At 41.5% G+C, this 17,224-nt stretch carries 11 protein-coding genes; 6 read left to right on the top strand and 5 right to left on the bottom strand.

Annotation, left to right across the window (positions count from 1 at the left end; all coding sequences use genetic code 11):
* The first annotated feature begins 273 nt into the window (after positions 1-273).
* Positions 274-747 carry an ankyrin repeat domain-containing protein gene (locus B3297_RS19770; RefSeq protein ID WP_070560777.1) on the top strand — a complete coding sequence of 158 codons (474 nt, stop codon included), beginning with the start codon at positions 274-276 and terminating at the stop codon, positions 745-747.
* Between the two features lie 89 nt (positions 748-836).
* Here the strand turns inward: B3297_RS19770 and B3297_RS19765 are convergent, their stop codons facing one another.
* The 5 genes from B3297_RS19765 to treY form a co-directional block, all read right to left on the bottom strand.
* The gene (locus B3297_RS19765) at positions 837-3,026 is read right to left on the bottom strand and encodes a catalase (RefSeq protein ID WP_070560779.1); all 2,190 of its coding nucleotides are present in this window, start codon (positions 3,024-3,026) and stop codon (positions 837-839) included.
* Positions 3,027-3,367: 341 nt separating this feature from the next.
* Complete coding sequence (locus B3297_RS19760) at positions 3,368-5,542, bottom strand: ATP-binding protein (protein ID WP_070560781.1); 2,175 nt, start codon at positions 5,540-5,542, stop codon at positions 3,368-3,370.
* A gap of 403 nt (positions 5,543-5,945) precedes the next feature.
* Complete coding sequence (gene treZ / locus B3297_RS19755; RefSeq protein WP_070560782.1) at positions 5,946-7,763, bottom strand: malto-oligosyltrehalose trehalohydrolase; 1,818 nt, start codon at positions 7,761-7,763, stop codon at positions 5,946-5,948.
* Positions 7,764-7,778: 15 nt separating this feature from the next.
* A complete protein-coding gene (gene glgX / locus B3297_RS19750) occupies positions 7,779-9,887 on the bottom strand; it encodes a glycogen debranching protein GlgX (protein ID WP_070560784.1) in 2,109 nt (702 codons plus the stop codon).
* A gap of 8 nt (positions 9,888-9,895) precedes the next feature.
* Positions 9,896-14,098, bottom strand: a complete 4,203-nt coding sequence (treY, locus tag B3297_RS19745; protein WP_286779339.1) for a malto-oligosyltrehalose synthase — start codon at positions 14,096-14,098, stop codon at positions 9,896-9,898.
* A 196-nt stretch (positions 14,099-14,294) separates the two neighbouring features.
* On the opposite strand from treY, the gene B3297_RS19740 reads away from it, so the two are divergent.
* The 5 genes from B3297_RS19740 to B3297_RS19720 all read left to right on the top strand — a co-directional run bounded on the left by B3297_RS19740 (position 14,295) and on the right by B3297_RS19720 (position 17,112).
* On the top strand, positions 14,295-14,777 hold the full coding sequence (locus tag B3297_RS19740) for an adenylyltransferase/cytidyltransferase family protein (protein ID WP_046676287.1): 483 nt from the start codon (positions 14,295-14,297) through the stop codon (positions 14,775-14,777).
* 15 nt (positions 14,778-14,792) lie between these two features.
* Positions 14,793-15,278, top strand: a complete 486-nt coding sequence (locus B3297_RS19735; RefSeq protein ID WP_070560786.1) for an adenylyltransferase/cytidyltransferase family protein — start codon at positions 14,793-14,795, stop codon at positions 15,276-15,278.
* Between the two features lie 56 nt (positions 15,279-15,334).
* Complete coding sequence (locus tag B3297_RS19730; protein ID WP_070560788.1) at positions 15,335-15,733, top strand: hypothetical protein; 399 nt, start codon at positions 15,335-15,337, stop codon at positions 15,731-15,733.
* 318 nt (positions 15,734-16,051) lie between these two features.
* Positions 16,052-16,546: an RNA polymerase sigma factor gene (locus tag B3297_RS19725; RefSeq protein ID WP_046676284.1), complete on the top strand. Its 495-nt coding sequence runs from the start codon at positions 16,052-16,054 to the stop codon at positions 16,544-16,546.
* A 95-nt stretch (positions 16,547-16,641) separates the two neighbouring features.
* Entirely contained in the window at positions 16,642-17,112 is a 471-nt protein-coding gene (locus tag B3297_RS19720; RefSeq protein WP_046676283.1) for a hypothetical protein, read from the top strand.
* Positions 17,113-17,224: the final 112 nt, after the last annotated feature.

The raw sequence follows: 17,224 nt of genomic DNA, 5'->3' as shown, positions 1-17,224 counted from the left end.
AATAAATTTGAGACAGCTTCTTGTTTGTTTTAAAGATTTACAGACTCGCTATTCAATCCATAGCAAAAAGAATAGTGTGATATTGTCGCTAAGTTTATGTTCTTCATTTGTAGCTGAGGTAAGAATAATACCTTGACATTTTAATTAAGCTTTTCAAAACATCTAATGAGCGCAAACGTTTCGGTTCCCAGTTTTGTTCAAATTAAAAAGGAACGCCAGGAAGCATTTTTGCCGATCCCATTTAACGCTTTTTACGATATAAACTGAACCACTATGACACAAAACTCAGAAATCATGATTCATGCCGCCCGACTGGGCAATCTCGAAGTCTTACGTGAATTGATCAATCAGAATACCGATGTAAATACACGGGATGGCAAAGGCTATACCCCATTGATCATTGCCTGTTATAACAATAAGCTGGCTGCAGCCCAATTACTATTGGAAGCTGGTGCCGATGTAAATGCACAGGATAACGGTGGAAACACAGCCCTGATGGGTGTTGCTTTTAAAGGTTATCATGATATTGCCAAATTATTAATCGGTTATGGCGCAAATTTAAACCTGCAACATGGGAACGGTGGCACCGCGCTGATGTTTGCAGCCATGTTTGGCAGAAATGAAGTACTTAAGCTTCTACTTGACAATGGTGCAAATACCAGGCTACTCGATACCCGTGGCTTGTCGGTGTTAGACCTCGCCGCGCAACAGGGAAATGATACCGCACTCACACTGCTACAGCATTAGTATTTATTTAAATAGGATGGTCCACAAATATGCCCCAAATAGTATAAAACTTTTTGGGGCATATTTCTACATTGGATATTATTTAGATACTACGCAGGCACTTTGCGCGATTTTTCCCGCTCCCAAAACCGGTGTTGGGCAATTGCTTTAATGAATTTATCCACTAAGGACTTCGGATCCTGATCAACTATAATTCCGTCATCAAGCACAGTCTCCGCTGAAAACTCTTGGTATACCTTGCTAAAAAAATAGGTCGCTTCCAAAACCGGACTTGCCTCGACATCTGCGGCAATTGCTTTACAGTGTTTGAACGCTTCATTTAGAAAATGGACAGCATCGGCATTGGACTGCAGTGTAGCTACGCTATCCTTTCCTCCGGGTATATATATGGCGTCATACAGCACCGATGCTCCCGTTAAAAAGCTTTCTTCAACAGGGATCTTCTTGTTGTCCGTGCCCGTAACCTCCCCGAGCTTAGGTGCAATAACATGGACAATTCCACCCGCAGCCCGGATCGCATCTGCCACGGCCTGAAATGATTTCGTATCTACTCCATCGGCAGCAAGCACGGCGATCTTTCGACTCTTGATCGTATCTTTTATCGTATTTTGCATACTTAAAGCCGCCGATTTTTTTAATTGCTCCTTGACTTGAATAGGCTCATAATCGGAAGGATCGGCATCTGCTGGGATGCTTTTATTAATCGGCTTTTCAACTTCTTTTTGCACCTGTAATCCCAAGGCAAACGCAACTTCAGCTGCCAGCCCCTGATCGACCAGCGACAGTATACCGATCATGCGCTGCCTTACCGAAACGGCCTTCACTTTACCCAGCTCAAAACTGAACGCATCTACAAGATGATTTTTTTCCGGCTCAGACTGACTATTATAAAACAGCCTTGCTTGACTAAAATGGTCGCGGAAACTATCGCTCCTAGCCCGCACTTTTCTGGCATCAATACGCTCTTGATAGCTTTTAAAACCACCATCTGCCTCGCCTACCTGCGCAGGATCATTATTCCCCAATGAATTTGGTCCATAGCTCGTCTTACCTCGATCAATCCTTTGCCGCATAAATCCGTCACGCTGATTGTTGTGCGAAGGACAGATGGGCCTATTAATCGGAATTTCATGAAAATTAGGTCCACCTAAACGAATAAGTTGGGTATCTGTGTAAGAGAACAATCGCCCTTGCAACAACGGATCATTTGTAAAATCAATTCCTGGCACAATATTGCCAATATGAAAGGCAACCTGCTCCGTTTCGGCAAAGAAATTATCGGGATTTCGATTTAAAGTCATTTTTCCAATAGGCTGAACAGGCACCAACTCCTCAGGAACAATCTTCGTTGAATCTAGCAGGTCGAAGTCATACTTAAATTCGTCAGATTCGGGAATGACCTGTATGCCGAGTTCCCATTCTGGAAATGCACCGTTTTCAATGGCGTCCCAGAGATCCCTTCGATGAAAATCGGGGTCTTTACCGGATATATTTTGAGCTTCATCCCATGCGACTGAATGGACACCAAGCAGTGGTTTCCAATGAAACTTAACAAAGTGCGATTCACCATTGGTATTGATCAACCGAAAAGTATGAACACCAAACCCCTCCATCATGCGGTAACTACGCGGTATTGCTCGATCACTCATCAGCCACATAATCATGTGCGTCGACTCAGGCATTAAAGAAATGAAGTCCCAAAATGTATCATGGGCAGAAGCCGCTTGTGGAATTTCATTGTCGGGTTCAGGCTTGACAGCGTGAACAAGATCGGGGAACTTCATTGCATCCTGAATAAAGAATACAGGCATATTATTACCCACCAGATCGAAATTACCTTCTTGTGTATAAAATTTGACAGCAAAACCACGAACGTCGCGGGCAAGATCCGTCGACCCCCTCGAACCAGCAACCGTAGAGAAACGCACAAACACTGGGGTTTCAGTTTCGATATCATTAAGAAAACCCGCTTTTGTCCATTCAGCTAAAGGCTTGTATAGTTTGAATACGCCATGCGCGCCCGAACCTCTTGCGTGTACAACACGTTCGGGAATGCGCTCGTGGTCAAAATGTGTGATCTTTTCTCGGAGAATAAAATCTTCCAAAAGCGTAGCGCCCCGATCTCCAGCACGCAGCGAATTTTGGTCATCATTGATCTTGACTCCCTGATCAGTGGTCATTTGCTGTCCTGTGGCGTCCGCCGTATGTGGTCTTAGGGCGTTGACCTTTTTATTTTCCACTGGATCAACTTGTTCAGTCTTCAATTCTTTTTTTTTCATTATAATCGATTTTTGGGTTTAAACATCGTTTGTCGTATAAACTTTGAAGAAAATTCAGCTATAACTTTTGCATATCCATCTGGACGGGCAATATTCACCATTTCATATAGGAACTTTTCCAATCGACTAATCGTTTGTTTTAATTCTAAAAGTGTTCTTAAATTTTCTCTCCAAGAAGATCGGATGGCCCATTAATAAGGGAAAGTATAGACTGGATGAACCTTGTTTAAAGTAGGTACGGCGGATAGCAACTCTACCGCTGTTAAAGGTTGCTGCTACGTTCAAACAAAAAAAGGAGCTTTAGGGCTCCTTTTTTTGTTTATCGAATTTTTATATGTCTATCAGACTTTAAATGTTATACAAAAAGTTGTACCTATATTAAGCTCGCTATCGACGGTGACTTTTGCCTCGAGACGATCTACGATGCGTTTTACAATAGAGAGCCCAATTCCCGAACCTTCAAATCCCTGCGAGTTCGGCAAGCGTTTAAAAATATCGAATATATTACTATCATCCTTAATATCCATTCCGATACCATTGTCTTTAATATAGTAGTTAACGAAATGTCCCTGCTTTTCACTATATACCTCGACTCTCGGGCGATCTTTTTTACTGCTATATTTTATGGCATTGCTGATCAGATTTAAGAACAACTGGTATAACAGTGTTCTTTCCCCTAAAATCGGCAAAGTTTCTCCCAAAACAAACTCAAGATGGGCGCTTTCAAACTGCTGCTTACAGCTTTCGAGAATGTTAAGAATTTTATTCCGTGGATCGATCAGTTCCGTTTTGAAGGCAACATAATTCGATTGCGTTAGCTGATACACCTTGTCCATCATTTCAGTGATCAGCGCGGTAGCATCCATAATATTTAGTGCCATTTTGCGTAACATATCCTTCGGAAGATCATCTTTCATCAACATCATCTGGGCAGCAAGCTTTATAGATGAAAGTGGATTTTTAAGATCATGGGTTAATGTATAGCCAAATGTATCCAAGGCATTGTTGGACCTGACAAGTTCTTTATTGAGCTGAGCAATCTCTCCGCCGCGCTGGGCAATAGCTTGTTGGGTTATTTGTGCGACTTTCTCCATAAAAGAAAGCTCGGCACGTTTCCACTGGATAGACTTGCCTTTCATCTTTTCACGCCAAGCTTCAAAAGATGTCCGTGGAGATGGAAATTCAACTTTCTTTTCAGGATCGTAATGATATATTTTTTCGGGTTTTCCAGCCCATACATCTTCGTAAACATGTTCTCTGCGGAATAAATAGATGTGCCATTTATTGCTGGGAAGGATATTTATCCGCAAAATGCCAGGCAATATAACCGGTTGCGGGGGGGCACTGTCACCATAGACAAAGTTTGATGTAAAAAATAAATCATTTTGCCCTTCTTCTTCTATAAAGCGATCGATCTCACGCAACTGCAATTCAGTGGGTACATCGCCCCAACTTTTAGAACCCCGGTCGTGCTTGATCATTAGTCCATCTGCGCCCGCAATTTCTAGAATTTGTGGTGCAAAGCGTTCAAGCACAATTCCAATATCGCTATTAACTAATAACTCAGACTTCAGATCACGTTCCATAACACCCATAATGGTTTGTGCTACCAGGTTTTCTTTTTGATGTTCTGAAAGATAGTAGTTTATAGCGTATTGCGTTAAAAAAGCGCATAAATGACGTTGGGCGAGATCAACATTCAAAGGCTCGCTATTCTGGCACGCCACCAAGCCCCAAAGTTTTCCTTCGATAACGATAGAAAAACTGGCACTGGCCCGTGCTCCTGCGTTTTTAAGATATTGTAAATGTACTGGAGATAATGCTCTGAGGCTACAGCGTGTCAAGTCTACCTCAGCAGCCTCCAAACCCTGTATAGCAATAGTCGGACCATCAACATCAGCTACGTGGCGCGCAAGAAACTTCACATAGAGTTCTCGTGCTTGTGCCGGAATATCAAATTCCGGATACCGGTACCCCATCAATGGGGTCATTCCATCTGCGATGGACTCTGCAATGACCTGTCCGCTATTGTCCTCCTCGAAACGGTATACCATAACTCGGTCAAAACCAATAATCTGACGGATCAGTACAGTCAATGATTGCCAAGCATTGCCATGACGTTCTTCAAGGTACTTCGCATAATAAAATAATCGCGTCGCTTTTAAATGATTTTCATTACAGATTTCTATTTCAAGGTATGTCCGCTCGTCGTACTGGTAAATACTCAGGTAATAGTCTACATTTTTAATGCGGATACGCTCCACAAAACGTGTAAAGATCTCTCCTCTAATTTGCGTTTCAATCTCTTTAAGATTCAACTCCTTTTCGGACGATAGCAATGGTAATAGCTGAGCAATAGAGCGTCCGAGGATTTCCTTCATGGGAATATCAAGAACGATAGTTAAGTTTTCACTTGCGGCAATACATCCGCTCTCATCAAAAATACAAAGGAAACCGAAAGACTGGATCTTACCGCATAGGTGGATTTTCTCTTCGTGACACTCCAGTTGACGCATAGTTTGCTAGTTTTTAATCATTTAATTCGCTAATAATAGGAAATTCTCGAAAGAGATAATTTGCCATACATTATAAATCTAGCACCCCTCTTCAAACATGTCATATCTTAGGCTAAGATAAAAAAAAATTGCGACGAATAACAGATCAAACGTTTGTTTAAAATTTATTCTGAATAGCTGATCTTTCAAACCACTGGTATTCAAAACCATAAGCAATTGTTCCTTTTAAAAATAAAAAAGCTAGGTTGGAAAGGACCTAGCTTTTAAAACTTTCTTCACGACTGGACAAGCCGTATTTAAATAAGGAACAATACTTTTAACGAAGTTGTTTGAATAATTTGTTTTTATCTTTTAATAGCTTTCATTCCTGAAGATCAACTCACTTAAATCTTTCCAAAACGATCTATTTCGAAGTGTAAGCATACCCTGACCATGGTAATAAGGAACAGTCCTGCACTGCAACAGCGTCAGTCTCTGCCAAAAGGTCGGCGTCCGGTACACTGGTATCAAATGACAAGGTCCATTGCACAGCTGCTGGTAGATTGACATGTTGTAAATGAGCTGAAAAGTTCATCAGGATAATCATTTGCCTCTCCTTTTGTTCCACATAGATACTAAGTACCTTCTTATCACAGAGGCACTCAGTCCTGATATCACTTCGTTGCATATTTTTTAACAACGGATTGCTTTTCCGAAATGCGATCAACGATTTATAATAGGACAACTGTTGCTGATATGGTTGCCTGTTCAATTCGTCCCAATCCAACACAGCTTGCCTAAATATTGTTTCATCCTGTGGATCGGGAACCTCGTGATCTGTGAGAAAATCTTCAAACTCCCGCTTGCGGCCCTCCCGCACCAGCTCTACCAGCTCTGGATCACTGTGACTGATAAAATACGGAAAAGGTCGCACTGTCCCCCATTCTTCGCCCATAAATAGTAGCGGAAGATAGGGCGACATGAATACAGCAAAAGTCATAAGACGTGTTATTTCTCTGGCGTAAAGCGAGGCCGCACGATCACCCAGCATCCTATTGCCGACCTGATCATGATTCTGACTGAAAACAATGAAGCGATCGCCCGGAATACCCGCCGTATCTGTTCCAAAAAATTTCTCGCGATGGAAAGAATAGTTCCCATCAAAAACATAGGCCTTCTCGTAGGCTTTTGCCAGATCTTCAACGCCATTAAACTCCCGATAATAGCCCTTTTTTGGTTCGCCTACGGCTACGCGTAAGGCATGGTGAAACTCATCTAGCCACTGCGCATCCATCGCAAAACCATTTTTTGCCAAGGGGTCTAAAAATCTTCTGTCGTTAAGATCGCACTCAACAAAGAGATATCGATTTTTCCCTGTTTTAGCGATCACATTATCCGTTTCCGCACGGATTTCCTGAAGGATGTGAATTGGACTGAAATCCTTGATCGCATGTACTGCATCCATGCGCAGCGCATCAATGTGAAAGTCTTCAAACCACATCCGTACATTGTTGACTACCAAATCCCGCTGTCCGTGACAGAAACGGTCGTCATAATTGAGTGCATCGCCCCAGGGCGTTCGATATTTCTCAGTGAAATAAGGACCATACTGCGCAAAATAGTTTCCTTCGGGGCCCACATGATTATAGACCACATCGAGAATTACAGCTATACCAGCCTCATGACAGGCATTAACTAGCCGTTGCAATTCGGAAGCGCCACCATAAGAATGCTGTACCGCGAATGGAAATACGCCATCATAACCCCAATTTCTCTCTCCGGGAAATTGAGCGATCGGCATGATTTCGATAGCAGTTATTCCCAAATTTTTCAGATAAGGAATCTTTTTGATAACTCCATCAAAGTCATGGGACGACGAGAATGTACCGACATGAAGCTCATAGATGATAAAATCTGATTGTTGCGGCGGCTGATAGTCTTGATCGGTCCATGAAAAAGCGAGGTCTACAGCTTGAGACGGTCCATGAACACCTTCCGGTTGTGAACGAGAAAGCGGATCAGGAAATTCGTTGTCGTCTACCCGTATTCTATACAAATCGCCCGCACGGATTAGATCACTTTCGGCATACCAATAACCGTAGGCTTGCTGCTCTAGCGGTATTTCGACACCCATATTATAAAGCATGCAATAGACATTCTTTGCATTTGGCGCCCATACGCGAATCTCCCATAGCGCACCATTGTATTGAACTCCTAATTGTCTAATTCCTGTTTTGCTCATAATCCAGTGGTCGCTCTATTGTGATTGAAATAAAAGAATCGAGCGCGAGGGAACTAAAACCGTATCCCCAGCTGGAAACTCCCCAAAATCACCTATCCTATCGCTATTCGTATCTATGATCTTATTCCAGGAAGCCCCATAGATTTCACTAGGGAGTTTATAGGCGACATCTTCCCAATGGGCATTAAATAAAAGGTAAAAATTGGCATCCACTATTTTATTACCAGCGGTGTCTACTGATCGAATTCCCTGACCATTGAGAAATACAGCAAGGGAACGGGCATAATCCTCCTGCCAATGATGATCATCCATCTCAGATGCGTCTGGGAGAAACCATACGATATCCTCGACACCCGTACCACGAATGGGTATACCTTGAAACCATTTACGACGGCAGAATACAGGATGTTCACGGCGAAAATGAATTAATTTTTTAGTAAAATCCAATAAAGTTCCATCCACGCTGGTCCAGTCCAGCCAAGAGATCTCATTGTCCTGGCAATACGCATTATTGTTGCCTTGCTGTGTTCTGCCCAGTTCATCGCCAGCGACGAGCATAGGCACACCTTGCGACAGGAACAAGGTCACCAGCATATTTCGTTTTTGTTTTTGTCTTAGGCTATTAACTGTAGCATCCTCTGTAGGTCCTTCGACCCCGCAGTTCCAGGAGCGATTGTGACTTTCACCATCTTGATTATCCTCGCCATTGGCTTCGTTGTGCTTATCGTTATACGATACAAGGTCATGAAGTGTAAATCCATCGTGTGCAGTAATAAAATTAATGCTGGCGGAGGGTGTTCGATTATCTCCCCTATATAAATCGGAGGATCCTGTAAGGCGATTGGCAAATTCAGCAATCATGCTATCTGCCCCGATCCAATAATCTCGGATACAATCACGGTATTTTCCATTCCATTCTGCCCAGCCGGCAGGAAATTCGCCAACTTGGTAGCCGCCTTCTCCGATATCCCAAGGTTCCGCAATGAGTTTAACCTGTGAAATCACCGGATCTTGATGAATAACGTCAAAGAATGAACTTAATTTATCGACCTCGTGTAACTCCCGTGCCAATGCTGATGCCAAATCAAAGCGGAACCCGTCAACATGCATTTCCTCAACCCAATAGCGCAGACTGTCCATAATCAGACGTAATACATTGGGTTGACGTGTATTTAAGGTATTGCCAGTTCCGGTAAAATCCATATAATACCGTGGATCTTCCGCCAAGCGATAATAAGAAGCATTATCAATCCCTCTAAAAGACAGTGTTGGCCCCATTTCGTTACCTTCGCCGGTATGGTTGTAGACAACATCGAGGATCACTTCGATACCGGCATCATGTAAGGCCTTGACCATTTTTTTAAATTCCATAACCTGCTCACCATGTGTACCTGAAGCGGAATAGCGCACATCGGGAGCAAAAAAACCGATGCTATTGTATCCCCAATAGTTAGTGAGTCCTTTGTCCTTTAAATGACGGTCAGTCAAAAAATGATGGATCGGCAACAATTCGACTGCAGTAATACCCAGTTCTTTCAGGTAATTTATAGCAACAGGATGTGCCAAAGCAGCATAGGTTCCTCTTATTTCTTGGGGAATGTCAGGATGTGTCGCTGTAAAACCTTTTACGTGGGTTTCATAAATCACACTCTGATGCATCGGTACCCGCGGCGGACTGTCGTTCCCCCAATCAAATTTGTTATCAATAACAACAGCTTTGGGGACAAAAGGAGCGCTGTCCGTTGTATCGAAGCTCATATCGTCCTCCCCTATAGTGTACGCGAATAAAGCATCATCCCATTGTACAGTACCTGATATTGCTTTTGCATACGGATCAATCAACAATTTATGGGGGTTAAAACGGTGTCCCTGCGATGGATCGTGCGGACCATGTACCCGATAGCCGTAGCGTTGTCCTGGCTTAATTCCCGAGAGATAGATATGCCACACTTGGTGCGTCTTCTCGGTTATTTTAAATTTTGCGACTTCCTCCTCATCGGAACTAGTATAGAGGCAAAGTTCAACAGCCTCAGCATGTTCGGAGAAAAGGGCAAAGTTAACCCCTTCCCCATCGTAAGTAGCTCCTAATGGATAAGGGCTTCCGGTATAAATTTTTGTTTCCATCTGTATGTTTAACGGTTGTATAATTTCGTGTAGTAAGCTAATTTTTCCTGGTGGTTTGCTGCAAATGCCCCTTTTTGCATACGCCATACCCAATTGCCAGCTGTGCTGGCGGGACGGTTCATGCGGCAAGATCCATCAAGATTCAGGATATCTTGCATCGCGATAATGACGCTGTCTGCAACGGATGCGTAGAGTGAACGTATGAGGACATCATTTAGATTTGTATTTTCAACGATTTGCCCATAGTAATTATTGATCCTTTCTTTGCCCGCTCCATCGAGATCTTGATTAAACCAAGACAGCGAAGTATTATTGTCGTGGGTGCCCGTATAGGCGACAGTATTGCGGTTATATTGATGCGGGATATGAGGTGAACGGGGCATATCGTTGCCAAAAGCAAATTGTAATACGGCCATTCCCGGAAAATTATATTCATTACGTAGCTGATATACCTTAGCGTCTATGTCACCAAGATCTTCGGCGATAAAAGGCATATGATCCAACGAAGTTTTCACATGATCAAAAAAATCCGACCCAGGCCCTACAACCCAGCTTCCATTTTTTGCGGAAGTTTCTTCATGGGGCACTTCCCAATAGGAAGAAAATGCTCGGAAATGGTCAAGCCGTAACGTATCAAATAGCGTACAGTTATGTGACAAACGTTCCACCCACCATTGATAACCATCTTTTTGAAGTGAGATCCAATTATAGGTTGGCATACCCCATAATTGGCCGTCGGCGTTGAAGTAATCGGGTGGTACCCCCGCAACATGATTTATAGTACCGTCTGCTTTTAATGAAAAGTACTGCGGATTGACCCACACATCGGCAGAATCATAGGCAACATAAAATGGGATATCGCCTATAAACCTAATCCCATAATCACGCGCATAGTTTCTTAACGCACTCCATTGCCTAAAAAATAGGAACTGAAACCATTTTTCCTGTTGCAATTCATCTGCAAATCGAGTGGCGAAATCTTCCAGCGCTGCGCTATCGCGAAGCTTATAAAGCGCTGGCCATTGATACCATGGACGATCGTCATGTCTATTTTTCAAAACTTTGAAGAGTGCATAATCATCAAGCCAGGAAGATTCGCGGTCTACAAACTCGGTAAATTTATGCGTAGGCTGCGCTGGAAGACGATGGAATGCCTTTTCAAGGAGCCGATATTTTGAGCTGTTTATTTCCGCGAAATCTATTGTTTGCAAGCCCTTCATTTTCAAGGTCTTTAATTCATCCTTATTCAGCAAGCCAAATTTTAATAATTCCTTTAAATCGATGAGTAAGGGATTTCCAGCCCTGCTACTTAGCGTGCTATAAGGCGAATAACATTGTGCTAAGTCTGTAGGCCCCAATGGAAGGATCTGCCACCAGCTTTGGCCACCACGTTGGAGCTGTTTAACAAAACGGCGAGCTTCATTCCCGAGATCTCCGATCCCATAAGGTGACGGTAATGAGCTTATATGAAACAATATACCGGAACTCCTTTTCTGAGTGGAATCTTTATATTTTAAGATCGCCATGGGAAGATCCTTAAAAATAGCATGGATAGGAATTTCTGTGCCTTCGCCACTGCTATCCATCAAAACATGCTGCCAAGTCACAGAACGATGAGTTAAGAGATGAACTTTTGTATCGGACCAATCAAATGAACAGGACACAAATTTTGAGATTTTACCAATAGCGGCAAGATGTAGCGGTAAAATCACCACTAACCACTCATCCCCTGACCTACGTGCGAAGGCCAATATATGTTTCCTATATCGACCAGTCACCTTCAGTGGAATATAGCTGCTATCCGGTGCAAGTGTATGATCGTCCTTTCTCAGTTTCACCAATTCCTTTATCAACCAAAGCTTTATTCTTCCATCGTGTCTATTTCGCCATAAAAATGGAATTCGCTCTTCTTTGGCTGTCTCTTCGATCGTGTCGAGGAGACTTTTACTTAATTCATAAGCTATAGGTCGTCGGTTGTCGGGATCAACAAAGCTATAGTTCCAAAGTTCTGATCCCTGATAGATATCGGGTATACCAGGACAAGTAAACTTTAAAATTTGCTGAATAAGTGAATTCAATATTCCATAATCAGCGACTGCCTCAATAAATTGATAAAAGCTCGTAAAAAAAGGACGGTCTTTGTCCAGCAAAAAAGAAGCGAAGTCCCGAACTGAAGCTTCATAAACTAAATTTGGATTCTCCCAGCTTGAGCGTTCTTTACCTTCGCGAAGGTATTTCACCAAGTAGTCCAAGAAACGTTTTTCAAATGCTGCACATGCCTTCGCATCCTGTTTCTCCATTGGATAAGAGGAGACCAAAGACTGATAGATGAAATATTCATCATTTGGGTGCGGAAGGTCCTTTCGATATTCATTCCAGACCACATCCTGCCAAATGCGCAGTTGTTTTACCCACTTTTGCGCCATAGCAGTTAGGACCAAAAGGCGGCTCCGTGAATCCTCCCCTCGCTTGGTGTCGTGTGTTGAACTGGCGTTGATTGACAGTGGCCAATCTTTTTGCCGATCCTGCATAAATCGGTGAAATTGCTTGATACTAAGCCCTAAATTCTGTGGATGGTCACCCACTTCATTATGTCCAATAAACCGGTTGTAGGTGTACATCAAGGTATCTTCTACCCCTTTTGCCATTACTGGCCCAGTCAATTGCATGCAGCGGAGAAAGAAATCGGCTAAAGCAGTTTGGTTCGGCGATTGATAAGCTACCTGCGCTTGCTGAAACTGATTTCGAAATTGATCGACCAGCTCTTGGTCGAGCTCGGGGTTCTTCATCAACTTTTCAAAAAGTGAAGACACAAGTTCGAAGTTCCTTATTGACAATGGAAAGCAATCATCATAAAGCCGATAGACCGGAAAAAGTGCAATAAAGGACTTTAAAATGTCCTTTAGCGCATCCCGCTTCTCTTGGTCAACAACACCCAGAAGTGATGCTAACGATTTGGCAAGATTGTCGAGCTCTCCCTGCATCTGATCTGTAAGAATCTTACATTTTTTTGCATATTGATCTTTTTTAATTGATAAGTTTTCGCCAGTAACTTTGCGATAATAGTTATTCAATATTTTCTTTCCCGACTGGCAGGAACATACATTATTACAAACTGATAAAAAATCATAGCCCGTTGTTCCCTGTATAGGCCAGTCGATCGGGAGCTTCTCTCCTTTCTCCAGTATCTTTTCAGCGACGATATACGTTTTTGGACCGATATATTTTCTCAAATTGTAGAGGTAGGCTGTGGGATTATAAAGTCCATCGATATGATCAATGCGGAGTCCATCAATCAGCCCCTCGTCAACGAGTGTTTTGATTAGCTCATGAGACTGCTTGAATACTTCTTCGTCCTGCACATTTAAACAAATTAGTTCGTTGACCGTAAAAAAACGTCTATAATTTATTCGTTTATGTGTATGCCACCAAGGAGAAAGCTCATAATTCTGACTAGTTACCAATTCAAGAATACGATCGGGATCCGCATTAAAGCGTTGCAGCGTAGACGTAAGTATCTCGCCTGAGAGACCTTTAAAGATGTGTATTCGCAACTGCTTCCACTCTTCGTTATCTCCATTGGCTTGAGCGGTATTTATCTGAACCAAAAGGCCGCTAAAATCGGCTTGTGTGTTCCGTAAATAATCGCCCAATATAAAGCCATAGGATTCTGGTGAAATTGGATAAACATTTCCTTGATAAGAAAGTCGAAGACTATCATCGGAAAAAACGACTGTAATTTCATTGTCTGATATTGCTTCATCCAAAGTCTTTGCTAATATAGGTACCATTAATTTTCCCTGCTCAAATAAATTCGAACTATAGCAGGTATCAAAAAAACGGCTAAATGTTGATGACTGTCCAAATTCCAGCAAATCCATGAGCCATTCGTTCGCTGGATGAAATGCCATGTGATTTGGAACGATATCCTGAATCCATTTGATATTGGATTCTCTTAATTGTTTCTTAATAGCCCTGAGCTCGTCGAGTGTACCTAATTCTGGATTTATCTGATGCATATTAACACCGTCATAGCCATGGACACTCCCCGGCGTTGATTGTAAAATAGGTGCAGCATAAATCGTATCTATACCTAGATTAAGCAGGTAAGGAATTATGGCTTTAAAATCAGCAAAGTTAAACGCTTTATGAAATTGAATTCTGTAGGTTGTATTTGGCTTATTAATGGATACATTTCTATTCGTCTGCATAGTGCTGGATTTCATTTTAGTTCAGAACGCCAGCCAGCCATTTTAGTTCAATCGTTTTTCAAAAAAGGGAAGTTGAAATGAGATGGAAGGGGGTTGAAAATAATAAGGCAAAAAAATAATTTAAAATTAAAACGAATCTTTCTGAGCTGCGTTCTACCTGTACTTCTTCAATAATTGCAGTTTAAATTATTATAATATGAAAAAAATAGGAATTACGTTTTCCGCTTTTGATCTGCTTCATGCAGGTCACATTAAGATGCTCGAAGATGCCAAAGAACAGTGCGACTTTCTGATTTGCGGTCTGCAGACAGATCCAACGCTGGATCGTCCAGAAAAAAACAAGCCGACACAATCGGTATTTGAACGCTATATGCAATTAAAGGCATGTAAACATGTGGATATGATTATCCCTTACGCTACTGAGCAGGACCTCGAAGATGTTTTACGTTCATACAAAATACATGTTCGCATTTTGGGTGATGAATATATGGATAAGGCATTTACAGGCAGACAGTATTGCGAAGAAAAAGGGATACGACTTTATTTCAATAGACGGGAAAACAGGTTCTCGAGTTCGTCTTTGCGGAGAATAATTGCATCGAAGGAAAACACTAGTAAGGGCGCCGTGGTCAGTATAAACGATGGGGCTAATTACGCGTTAAAGCGCATAAACGCATAAACTAATAGTAAAAATATGATTATAGGTATTATTTTCGGCGTATTTGACATGTTGCATGTAGGCCATATCGTTGCGCTACAGGAAGCGAAGAGTCAGTGTGATTATCTCATTGTGGGACTTAAAACCGATTCAAATGTACAGGAAGCTGATGGCCATGACACGGCTCAGACCATGGTCGAAAGATTCATCAAATTGGAAGGCTGTCAGTTTGTTGATGAAATCATCCCTTTTGAATCGGATCACGACATTACAGATATGCTTCAGTCACTACCTGTCCACAAATTCTTTATAGGGGAAGACTATAAGATGGTTGATTTTTCAGGCAGAGATTATTGTATTTCAGAGGGAATTGAAATTTGTTATACCAAGAACAAAAACCGATTTTCAAGTCAGTCGCTTCGAAAAATTGTGAGTGAAAAAGAAATTGAGAAGGCGGAAAGGAGTTTTGGCGCAAGTTTAAAATGCCATTCCGCAAATATTATTTCAACTACACCCCAATAAAGGAGCAATGAAATATAGATACTGCAGGCTTGTAAACAATAACAATATCGTTCGTTATGAAAAAAATCAATATCGGTATTATTACGAGTTTAAGAAAGCAGTTGTTTGCCTATCGCATCCTCTTTTCTGAACATGTACAAAGTCCCGCAAGGGTTGTCCTGGAAGCAGCATCTCTTGAATCTATTAGCAGCAATTCTCTCATTCATGAAAAGCCTGAATTGCTGCTGCTCGATTATCGTTTGGTATTTAAAGATACCGCCCTTTTCTTTTCGCTTCTAAATAATCGCTATCCAAACCTGATCGTTATTGTTCTTGTGGATCAAACTCAGCTAAAAGAAGCGAAGCGATGTCAACGGTTTGTTGATGCCTATGTAGCCCCAAACATAGAGATTCTCCAGCTTTTTACACAGATTAGGAATCTAACAGTACGCGCTCCCTTCATGAACGCACATTAGTATAACAAGTGATGGCTTCGTTTTTTAATGAAATACCTGAGATAAGCGTATAAATAACGTGTACTTTGGGGCATTATCGAGAAAATTCCAATCGCAAAAATTTAATACGGTTTTAAATCCTTAGCTGATTATGTTGGCGCGACTCACACAGTGATTCTAACATGCTGATAATGAACAGTCATGACCAATATTAAGTATAAATTACATCTTCCGTAATATTTACCTAAAGATCGTTTCAGCGTTCCAACACGAAGCATTTTGACTAAAATCTGCACTGTTGTTGTTCTATAATCGCCGTAACATTTAGAAAATAACAACATGCAGCACATCGAGATAAACTCATTTTTTAAAGAAAAAAGAAGCCTACTCAAAAATTTCGCTTCGCAATTTACTTCAGATCCGGAGATTAAAAATGATCTTATACAGGACACCATGGTTAATGCATTAAAATCCATCGAAAAGCTTATACATAATCCTAAGGTGGGCTCATGGTTGTATGTGATTATGCGCAACATTTATATTAACCATTACAGAAAAACAAAACGTACTGAGAACTATCACCATGAGTATGCAGCTTTAGCCAGTGCGGATTCTGTTTCAACAAATTTAAGCAGCAGCAAATTTATCCAGGATGATATCCAAAAAGCATTGCGTCAGCTTTCCGAAGATAATTATGAAATTTTCAACATGTTCCTAGAAGGTTATAAATATCATGAAATCGCCGAATACATGCAGATGCCTGAAGGCACTATTAAAACACGCATTCATTTTATTCGAAAGACCATGCAAAAGCAGTTAGCAATATATCATTAATACACGGCATATATTAAACTATAAAAAAATAAAAATTAAAACTATTTACAAATAAATCTTGTTATTTAAACATTATCACTAAATAAATAAATATTATGATTTCAAACAAAACATTACTTGCTTCACTAGCTACCGCAGCGATTTTAGTTTCGTGTAATAATCAAACACCGCAGGAAAAGGCGGCTGAGAAGATGGAGCATGCGGAGGAAAAAGCAGCCGACGCCAATGAAGAGGCAATGAAAACTTCCGAAGATGCTGCGACGAAAGATGCAGAAGCTGTTGTTTATTCCGATAAAGCGGCGGCTAATGCAGCCATTGCTTCAGTGACAGCCCCTGTCCTTTCCAATGATAAAGCCAAGGAGCTTTATACAAAATTAGGTAAAACTTGGGTGGATCGCATCAATGCAGAGTCTGCAGATCAAGCGTTGGATAAAGAGAAATCACTGTTGGATATTAAAAACGAGATCGAAAAAAGTCTTGCTGATGGAAAAATATCTGCTTCGGATAAAGATAACATCATGAAATACCAATCGGATTGTTTAGCCGCTATTAAAGCTGCGCTCTAGAACATACGAGCAAAATAATCAATAAATCATAGGATATTTTGCGATTCACTTTCAAATCGTAAGATATCCTATTATTTTTGTCGTTATCCTTACGGCTCCATTGATTAAAGAA

It is taken from the genome of Sphingobacterium sp. UBA3519 (assembly GCF_002377215.1).
GTDB classification, from domain to species: Bacteria; Bacteroidota; Bacteroidia; order Sphingobacteriales; family Sphingobacteriaceae; genus Sphingobacterium; species Sphingobacterium multivorum.
This window is presented reverse-complemented; position numbering and strand designations above follow the sequence as displayed.